The organism is Phaeovulum sp. (assembly GCF_041596715.1).
Lineage (GTDB): Bacteria > Pseudomonadota > Alphaproteobacteria > Rhodobacterales > Rhodobacteraceae > UBA6213.
Genome location: NZ_JBFHIA010000124.1, coordinates 1 through 8,918 on the forward strand (window position 1 = coordinate 1; position 8,918 = coordinate 8,918).

The window sequence follows — 8,918 nt, forward strand, 5'->3', positions numbered from 1 at the left end:
GTCGATTCGGTCGAGATGTCGAAGATTCTGTTCGGGGCCGATTTCGTCGATCAGAACACGGTGATGACCTCGCTGGTCAACATCAACAGCCCGCTGACCTTCGACCCGATCATGATGGACGCGCTCGAGGTCTATGCCGCGGCAGGGCAGGCCTGCATCGTCTCGCCCTTCATCGTGGGCGGCGCGATGGCACCGGTGACGGTGGCGGGCACACTGACGCAGGTGCTGGCCGAGGTTTTGGTGGCGGTGGCCTATAGCCAGTTGATCCGCCCCGGCGCCCCGGTGATCTTTGGCGCCTTTGTCACCTCGATCGACATGAATTCGGGCGCGCCCACCTTTGGTACGCCGGAAGCTGCGCAAATCACACTGGGTGCCGGGCAACTGGCCCGCCGTCTTGGGTTGCCTTATCGCTCGGCGGGGGCGTTTTGCGGATCAAAGCTTCCCGACGCGCAGGCGGCTTACGAGTCGGCCAACAGCCTCAATATCGGGCTGATGTCGGGCGTGAACTTCATGCTTCACGCCTGCGGCTGGCTGGAAGGGGGCCTCGTATCCTCTTACGAGAAATACGTGATGGACGCTGACCAGCTGGGCATTCTGCACCGCCTTGCGGCAGGCATCGACATGAGCGCCAATGGCCAAGGCATGGATGCGATCCGCGAGGTGGGGCCCGGCGGGCACTATCTTGGCTGCGAGCACACGCAGGCCAATTTCAAAGAGGCGTTCTGGCGCAGTTCGGTGCTCGACTACAAACCCTTCGAGGCTTGGGAGCAGGAGGGCGCGCGCGACACCGAGGCGCTGGCCAATTTGCGTGTCAGAAAGATGCTTGGCGACTATCAGGCGCCCGACATCGACCCCGGCATTGCCGAGGCGTTGGCCGAGTTCGTGGCAAAAAAGAAGGCCGCGGTCGCCGACGCTTTCCTCTGAGCCATTTGACAGGCGCGCCACGTGCTTTTACCACGAGGCGCGTGGCGCGTTCGCCTAGCCTTTGCGCCGGGAGGCAAGAGTGATGAGCCCAGATGCAGCTGCCCTCGATGCATTTGCCCGCGTGCAGACCCTGCTCGACATGGGCGGGGCGGCGATGTGGGCGATTGCCGCGCTATCGGTGGCAACGCTGGCGCTGATTCTGTGGAAAGTCTGGATGTTGATGGCGTTCGGCGCGTGGTCGGGCGGCAGGCATACCGCCGCGGCGCTAGCGCATTGGGCCGCTGGACGCGACACCGAGGCGCTGGCGGCAATAGCGCCGCGCAACAGTCTGCGTGCGCGTCTGGCCCGCGCCGCGATGCAGGCGGCGCTGAACCCCTCGCTTTCGCGCCCCGCCGCCGAGGCCGAGACCGGGCGCGTGGCGCGCGCGCTGCTGGCCGATGCCGGGCGCGGGCTGCGCGGTCTGGAACTTGCCGCCACCATCGGCCCGCTCTTGGGCTTGCTGGGCACGATCACCGGCATGATCGCGGCGTTTCAGGCGCTGCAACTGGCAGGCGCGCGCGCTGACCCGGCAACGCTCGCAGGCGGCATCTGGGAAGCCTTGCTGACCACGGCGGCTGGCATGGCGGTGGCGATTCCCGCACAGGTGGCGCTGACTGCCTTTGAAAGCGTGGTAGACCGCTTGCGACACGACATGGAAGATGCCGCAACGCAGGTGTTTCTGCGTAGCCCCGAAGGGCGCGGGTGATGTTTTCCTTTGGACCGCCCCGCCGCCATCGCCGCGCCAGCCTTACGCCGATGATCGACGTGGTGTTTTTGCTGCTGGTGTTTTTCATGCTCGCCTCGCGCTTTGGCACCGAGGGCGCGCTGACCCTTTCGGTGGCAACGCCGGGGCAGGGGGCGGCGTGGTCCGGCCCGCCGCGGCTGATCGAGATTGGCGCGGGCGGGGCGCTGCGGCTTAATGGCATAGCGCTTGCACCCGAGGCGCTGGTGGGCGCGCTTGTTGCGCTGATGGCGGGCCCCGCTGATGCGGTGGTCCTACGCGCGCGCGATGGCGCTGCGGTGCAAGACCTTGTTGCGGTGGCCGATGTGTTGCGCAGTGCGGGGTTGACGCAATTGTTGCTGGTGCCGTGATGGATTTTTCGCCCCCGCCCCGCCGCCGCCCTGCCGAAAACTTGCTGCCGATGATCAACGTGGTGTTTCTGCTGCTGATCTTTTTCCTGATCGCAGCCAAACTTGCACCGCCCGAACCCTTTGCCGTGTCGCTGCCCGAGGCCGAGGGGCTGGCCGCCCCCGACGCGGCCCTGACGCTGCATCTTGATGCGGACGGGCAGCCGGGCTTTGCGGCGGAGTTGGGCGATGCGGCCCTTGTGGCGCTGGCAAAGGCGCGTGATGCGCTTTGCGCCAGCGCGGATTGCGCCGCATCGCCGCCAGCCTTGCTGCTGCGTGCCGACGCAGATGCCCCCGCGGCGTCACTTGCCGCGCTGATGCCGCAGATTGCGGCGGCGGGTTTTGGCGCGGTAACGCTCGTGACGCGCCAGCCATGAGCGGGTTTGGCCCGGCGCTGGCTTGCCTTGCCGCGGCACTGGCGCTGCATTTGGCGGTTCTGGCAGGGTTCGATCCGCCACAGTCGGCCAGCGGTGCGGGCGGCGAAGGGGGCGATGCGGCGGCAACGCTCCGCGCGGCACCGGGCGATCTGACGGCGCTGGTTGCGGCGTGGGATAGCCCGCCAACCTTGGCCACGCCCCCCGCAACGCCCCCCGCAACACCCGAAGCTACGCTATCCCCGCCGCTGCCTATGCCCGACGCGGCGTCGCCAAGGCTGTTGCAGCCAGTGCCTGCGACCCAGCTGGCAACAGAAACGGTTCCACGTGCGCCCGCGCCACCGCCCCAGCACGAAGCCCTGCCAAGCGCGCCCACCGCCGATGCGCAGCCCGCCGATACACAAGTCGAAGATACGCCCACCGCCGATGCTGAACCCGCGCCAGCACTTGCCCCCGCAGCAGCGCCTGCACCGGCCCCGCGCCCGGCACTGCGCGCGGCGGGGGCGGGGCAGGGCCAAGCAACAGGCACCGCGGGCAGCGCACGCGCCGCAACCGCAAGCACCTCTGCCCGGCAAAGCGCGCTGGCCGCTTGGGGCGCCGAGGTGCGCGCGGCGTTGCAGCGGCGCCAACGCAGCCCGGTAGGCGGCGGTGAAGGCGCAGTGACGCTATTGCTTGCTGTCGCGCGCAATGGCGCGTTGCAATCGGTCGAAATCGCCGAAAGCTCGGGCTCCGTAGCGCTCGACCAAGCAGCGCTTGCGGCCGCGCGCGCCGCCGCACCCTTTGCCGCAGCCCCGCCGGAACTGACCGACGCGGCCTACGCCCTGCGGCTGACTCTGCGGTTTATACGCTAGCACACCCCTTGCTTGCCATTGCCGGGGTGCACAGATAGGGTGCGCCAACTTTTTCAGGCGCCCCGCGCACTCCAACCATGAGGTCCGACATGTTCGTAACCCCCGCTTATGCCCAAGCCGTTGGTGGCGGCGCCACAGGCTCGGCGTTGACCCAGTTCATTCCGCTGATTCTGATTTTCGCGATCATGTATTTTCTGCTGATCCGGCCGCAGCAAAAGAAGGTCAAGGAACACCGCAAGATGGTCGAAGCGCTGCGTCGCGGCGATCAGGTCGTCACGCAGGGCGGCATCATTGGTAAGGTCGCGCATGTGCGTGAAGATGGCGAGCTTGAGGTCGAGATCGCGACCGGCGTCAAGGTGCGCGTGGTCAAGGGCACCATCGCGCAAGTGCTTTCGAAAACCGAGCCTGCCGCCGCCAATTCCAACTGAGTCTTGATCCATGCTGCAGATATCCTTGTGGAAACGGGTCTTGATCGTCGGGGTTTGCGTGCTCGGGATAGCCTATGCGGCACCGAACATGTTCTACGCCCGGGTCGAGGCGCATAACGACGCGCTTGCCGCCGCCGCCTCCAACGGTTTCGAGACCGAAGAACAGGCAGCGGCGCGCGCCGGCTGGCCCGATTGGCTGCCCTCCGGGCTAGTCAACCTCGGGCTGGATCTGCGGGGTGGCGCGCAGCTGCTTGCAGAGGTGCAGCTGGCCGATGTCTACAAGGCGCGGATGGATGCGCTCTGGCCCGAATTGCGCAGCGTGCTGGCAGATGAGCGCGCCACCGTTGGCGCGGTGCGCCGCGCGCCATCGGACACTGGCACTTTGCGCGTGCAGATCGGCGAGCCTACCGCAATGGCGCGCGCGCTGGAACTGGCCGCGACCTTGGCCACGCCGGTGGTGTCACTTTCAGGGATCGGGCAGAACGATCTTGCGATCAGCGCCGAAGGTGACCAGATCGTGATAACGCTGTCGGATGCCGAAAAGGCCGCGACCGACAGCCGGACGATGCAGCAAAGCCTCGAAATCATCCGTCGCCGCGTCGATGAGGTGGGTACGCGCGAGCCGACGATTCAGCGGCAAGGCAGCGACCGGATCTTGATTCAGGTGCCCGGCATCGGTTCGGCAGAAGAGCTGAAGGCGCTGATCGGAACGACCGCGCAGCTTGCCTTCCACCCGGTCATCTCGCGCGGCTCTAATGCCAACGCGATCGCGGGCGTGGGTGAGGTGATCTACCCCTCGATCGAAGAGAAGGGGCTTTACTATACGCTCGACTCCGTTCCCGTCGTGACAGGCGAGGAATTGACCGACGCGCTACCTGATTTCGACCAGAACGGAAGCCCCGCCGTCGCGTTCCGCTTCAACCCTGCGGGCGCGCGCAAGTTTGGCGAATATACCGGTGCCAATATTGGCAAACTGTTCGCCATCGTGCTCGACGAGGAAGTGATTTCAGCGCCGATCATCCAGAGCCATATTCCCGGTGGGTCAGGGATCATCACCGGCAATTTCACGGTCGAAAGCTCGACCAATTTGGCGGTGCTTCTGCGTGCGGGCGCTTTGCCGGCGAAAATGACCTTCCTAGAAGAACGCACCATCGGCCCCGAACTGGGGCAAGACAGCATCGACGCAGGCAGCCTTGCCGCAATGGTGGGCATGGTCTTGGTGGTGGTGTTCATGGTCGCCTCCTACGGCATCTTCGGGGTCTTCGCCTCGATTGCGCTTTACATCAACATGGCGCTGATCTTCGGCATACTTTCGTTGATAGGTGGCACACTGACGCTGCCGGGCATCGCCGGGATCGTGCTGACCATCGGCATGGCGGTCGATGCGAACGTGCTGGTGTTCGAGCGTATCCGTGAAGAGTTGCGCTCTGCACGAGGGCCCGCGCGAGCAATAGAACTCGGCTATGAAAAGGCGATGTCGGCGATCGTCGATGCCAACATCACCACGTTCATCACCGCAGTGATCCTGTTCTTGGTAGGGTCCGGCCCGGTGCGCGGTTTCGCAGTGACGCTGACGGTGGGTATCGCCACCTCGGTCTTCACCGCGATCTTTGTAACTCGGCTAATGATGGTGTTCTGGTTCGAGCGCCGCCGTCCGAAAACCATCACCGTCTGAGGGGCAGCCATGGCATTTCGTCTCAAACTCGTCCCGGAACACACCACGATCAATTTCTTTCGCTGGCAGGCGGGCACCTTTGGTTTGTCGGTGCTGATGGTGCTGGTCTCCATCGTGCTGATCGTGACGATGGGGCTCAATTTTGGTATCGACTTCAAGGGCGGCACCACGATCCGCACCGAGACCACATCGGCAATCGACGTTGCCGCCTATCGCGCGGCCGTGTCGCCGCTGAACCTTGGCGATATCACGATTACCGAGGTGTTCGACCCTACCTTCGCCGCCGACGAGCATGTGGCGATGATCCGCATTCAGGCGCAATCGGATGCCGAAAGTGCAACGCCCGAAATGGTGGCGGCAGTCGAGGCGGCGGTGCAAGCTGTTGATCCAGAGGTGATCTTCACCTCGGTCGAATCTGTCGGCCCAAAGGTTTCGGGCGAGTTGATCCAGACCGCGCTTTTCGCCGTGCTGGCCGCGAATGCAGCGATCCTGTTCTACATCTGGCTCAGGTTCGAGTGGCAATATGCGGTGGGCGCGGTTGCCGCACTGGTGCATGATGTCGTCGTGACGGTTGGCATATTTGCCGCCCTGCAACTCAAGTTCGATCTTTCCATCATCGCGGCGCTACTGACGATCTTGGGTTATTCGATCAACGACACCGTGGTCGTGTTCGACCGGCTGCGCGAAAACCTTGTCAAATACAAGGTGATGCCGCTGCGCGATGTGATGAATATCTCGGTCAACGAAACGCTCAGCCGCACCGTGATGACCTCTGGCACCACGCTTGTGGCGCTGATCACGCTGCTGGTGCTGGGTGGTGACGTGATCCGCGGCTTTGTCTTTGCGATGACATGGGGCGTGGTCGTGGGCACCTATTCCTCGGTGTTCGTGGCCAAGAACGTTGTGCTCTATCTCGGCGTCAACCGCGAACCGAAGAAACCAGCTCCAGATCCGGAGACAGAGGGTTTCGATGCAGTTCCCTGAGGCCGACTTTGGCGAAGGGCTGCCAATCGACAGCATCGGACCTGGCTTCTTTCGTGTCGCGGGTCTGCTTGTGCATGGACCGCTTGTGATCTGCGCCGAGAAGGCCACCCCTTGGGTTGGGTTCACCGATAGCGCCGCGATCACGGCGCTGGCGGGGCGAGTGGATCTGGTCGTCTTGGGCACGGGCGCGTCGATCACTGCCTTGCCTGCCGCGCTCAAGGTTGAGCTGATGCAAGCAGGGTTGATGTACGAGGTGATGGCCACCGCAATCGCGGCGCGCAGCTACAATCATCTGCTGGCCGAGGGGCGGCGCGTTGCGGCAGCACTTCTGCCCTTGCCAGAAGCCGAGGCTTAAGGGATGGCCGCGCTGCTTACGCTTGACTCTCTCGCGGTGGCGCGCGGCGGAATCGCCATTCTCGAAGGGGTGAGCTTTGCGCTTGGCGCCGGGCAGGCGCTGGTGCTGCGCGGCGCGAACGGCTGCGGCAAGACGACGCTGCTGCGCACCGTTGCGGGTTTGCAACCGCCGCTTGCGGGGCGGATACTTGGGAACCCCGACACGATCGCCTACGGTGCCCACGCCGACGGTCTGAAAGCGACACTCAGCGTCACCGAAAACCTTGGATTCTGGGCCGCGATTTACGGGCAGCCCAACCGGCTTGGTCCGGCGCTGAGCGCAATGAACCTTGAAGCCCTTGCGGCGCGCCCGGCGATGAGCCTTTCGGCTGGGCAAAAGCGGCGGCTCGGCTTGGCGCGGCTTTTGGTCACCGGGCGCCCAGTCTGGGTGCTCGATGAACCCACGGTTTCGCTCGATGCCGCATCAGTGGCGCTATTCGCGGCGGCCTTGCGCGCACATCTCGCGACCGGGGGCGCGGCGCTGATTGCCACGCATATCGACATCGGCGTTGCCGAGGCGATGACACTTGATCTGACGGCGCTGAAAGCGCGCGGCCCGGATGCAGGTGGCGTGCGCGGTGGCTTTGACGAGGCCTTCGCATGACCCAGCGCATTCGCACCTGCACCCGTGCGGCGCTCCGCGGGGGATATTTCTGTCTGAAGCAGATCCAATGCTTCAGTCCAAATATCCCCGCCGGAGGCGCATCTGGCAGTTTGCACCGGGAGGGCGAGGCATGATTGCGCTTTTGCTGCGAGATCTGCGGCTTGCGGTGCGGGCCGGGGGCGGGTTCGGGCTGTCGCTTGCGTTTTTTCTGATCGTCACGGTGTTGGTGCCGTTTGGCGTGGGGCCCGAGGGCGGAACGCTTTCGAAAATCGCGCCGGGCATCCTTTGGGTCGGTGCGCTCTTGGCTTGTCTTTTGTCGCTGGATCGCATCTTCGCGCTCGATTTCGAGGACGGCTCACTTGATCTTTTGGCCACAGCGCCGATTCCGATGGAAGCGGTGGTCAGCATCAAGGCCTTGGCGCATTGGCTGACCACGGGGTTGCCATTGGTGCTGGCCGCGCCGGTCTTCGGGGTTTTGCTGAACCTGCCCGGGCCGGCCTATCCGTGGTTGGTGCTGTCGCTGGCGATCGGCACGCCGGCGCTTTCGGTCTTGGGGGCGTTCGGGGCGGCGTTGACGGTGGGGTTGAAGCGGGGCGGGTTGCTTTTGTCGTTGCTGGTGCTGCCGCTTTATGTGCCGACGCTGCTGTTTGGCGCTGAATTGATCAAGCGTGGTGCCGAGGGTGGGGTGACCGCAGTGCCGATGCTGTTTCTGGCGGGGATTACGGCGGCCTGCATTGCGCTGGTGCCTTTTGCCTCGGCCGCCGCGATCCGCGTCAATCTGCGCTAGAAGCACGCGCGAGTGACGTGATAGTGAATTGAGTGCCCGCCGCAAGAAAGGTAGCCAAGCGCCATGTCGATCTGGGAATATGCCAATCCGAAGAAGTTCATGCAGACCTCGTCCTGGGCCTTGCCTTGGACGACGGGGCTGGCCGCATTGGCGATTGTGGTCGGGTTGATCTGGGGCTTTTTCTTTACGCCCGAGGCGCAGGAGTTTGGCTCGACCGTCAAGATCCTTTATGTCCATGTGCCTGCCGCGATGATGGCGATCAACATCTGGGCGATGATGCTCGTGACTTCGTTGATCTGGTTGATCCGGCGGCACCATGTTTCGGCGCTTGCGGCCAAGGCGGCCGCGCCGATCGGTTTGGTGATGACGCTGATCGCGCTGTTTACCGGGGCGATCTGGGGGCAGCCGATGTGGGGCACATGGTGGGCGTGGGATCCGCGGCTAACCTCGTTTCTGATCTTGTTCCTGTTCTACCTTGGCTACATGGCGCTTTGGGAAGCGATCGAAAACCCCGATACCGCGGCGGATCTTACAGGTGTTTTGTGCCTTGTCGGGTCGGTTTTCGCGCTTTTGAGCCGCTATGCGGTGAACTTCTGGAATCAGGGGCTGCATCAGGGCGCAAGCCTTTCGCTCGACGTTGAAGAGAATGTCTCGGATGTCTATTACTTCCCGCTGCTGATCAGCATCGCGGGATTCATATTGTTGTTCGTGGCGCTGGTATTGCTGCGCAC

The 8,918-nt window shown here is 64.1% G+C and carries 12 protein-coding genes; all 12 read left to right on the forward strand.

Translation table 11 applies throughout. From position 1 onward, the window contains the following. The coding region (locus tag ABY403_RS09690) for a trimethylamine methyltransferase family protein (protein ID WP_372840588.1) at positions 1 to 924 on the forward strand (924 nt) is incomplete at its 5' end. Between the two features lie 82 nt (positions 925 to 1,006). Continuing rightward, positions 1,007 to 1,669: a MotA/TolQ/ExbB proton channel family protein gene (locus ABY403_RS09695; protein ID WP_372840589.1), complete on the forward strand. Its 663-nt coding sequence runs from the start codon at positions 1,007 to 1,009 to the stop codon at positions 1,667 to 1,669. Next, the gene (locus ABY403_RS09700; protein ID WP_372840590.1) at positions 1,669 to 2,055 is read left to right on the forward strand and encodes an ExbD/TolR family protein; all 387 of its coding nucleotides are present in this window, start codon (positions 1,669 to 1,671) and stop codon (positions 2,053 to 2,055) included. Before ABY403_RS09695 ends, ABY403_RS09700 begins: the two co-directional genes overlap by 1 nt. Further along, positions 2,055 to 2,468 (forward strand): ExbD/TolR family protein, encoded by a 414-nt coding sequence (locus ABY403_RS09705; protein ID WP_372840591.1) that lies wholly within the window; start codon positions 2,055 to 2,057, stop codon positions 2,466 to 2,468. The genes ABY403_RS09700 and ABY403_RS09705 overlap by 1 nt, the downstream gene beginning before the upstream one ends. Then, entirely contained in the window at positions 2,465 to 3,316 is an 852-nt protein-coding gene (locus ABY403_RS09710) for a TonB family protein (protein WP_372840593.1), read from the forward strand. The genes ABY403_RS09705 and ABY403_RS09710 overlap by 4 nt, the downstream gene beginning before the upstream one ends. An 89-nt stretch (positions 3,317 to 3,405) precedes the next feature. Beyond that, positions 3,406 to 3,744, forward strand: coding sequence for a preprotein translocase subunit YajC (yajC, locus tag ABY403_RS09715; protein WP_372840594.1), 339 nt, complete (start codon positions 3,406 to 3,408; stop codon positions 3,742 to 3,744). A 10-nt stretch (positions 3,745 to 3,754) separates the two neighbouring features. Then, on the forward strand, positions 3,755 to 5,419 hold the full coding sequence (secD, locus tag ABY403_RS09720; protein ID WP_372840595.1) for a protein translocase subunit SecD: 1,665 nt from the start codon (positions 3,755 to 3,757) through the stop codon (positions 5,417 to 5,419). Between the two features lie 9 nt (positions 5,420 to 5,428). Next, positions 5,429 to 6,403, forward strand: a complete 975-nt coding sequence (gene secF / locus ABY403_RS09725) for a protein translocase subunit SecF (RefSeq protein WP_372840596.1) — start codon at positions 5,429 to 5,431, stop codon at positions 6,401 to 6,403. Beyond that, positions 6,390 to 6,758 carry an Mth938-like domain-containing protein gene (locus ABY403_RS09730; protein WP_372840597.1) on the forward strand — a complete coding sequence of 123 codons (369 nt, stop codon included), beginning with the start codon at positions 6,390 to 6,392 and terminating at the stop codon, positions 6,756 to 6,758. Before secF ends, ABY403_RS09730 begins: the two co-directional genes overlap by 14 nt. Before the next feature lie 3 nt (positions 6,759 to 6,761). Then, on the forward strand, positions 6,762 to 7,400 hold the full coding sequence (gene ccmA / locus ABY403_RS09735) for a heme ABC exporter ATP-binding protein CcmA (protein WP_372840598.1): 639 nt from the start codon (positions 6,762 to 6,764) through the stop codon (positions 7,398 to 7,400). A 130-nt stretch (positions 7,401 to 7,530) separates the two neighbouring features. Next, positions 7,531 to 8,187, forward strand: a complete 657-nt coding sequence (ccmB, locus tag ABY403_RS09740; protein ID WP_372840599.1) for a heme exporter protein CcmB — start codon at positions 7,531 to 7,533, stop codon at positions 8,185 to 8,187. Between the two features lie 63 nt (positions 8,188 to 8,250). Continuing rightward, positions 8,251 to 8,918: heme ABC transporter permease (locus ABY403_RS09745; protein WP_372840600.1), on the forward strand; the 668-nt coding region annotated here is incomplete at its 3' end.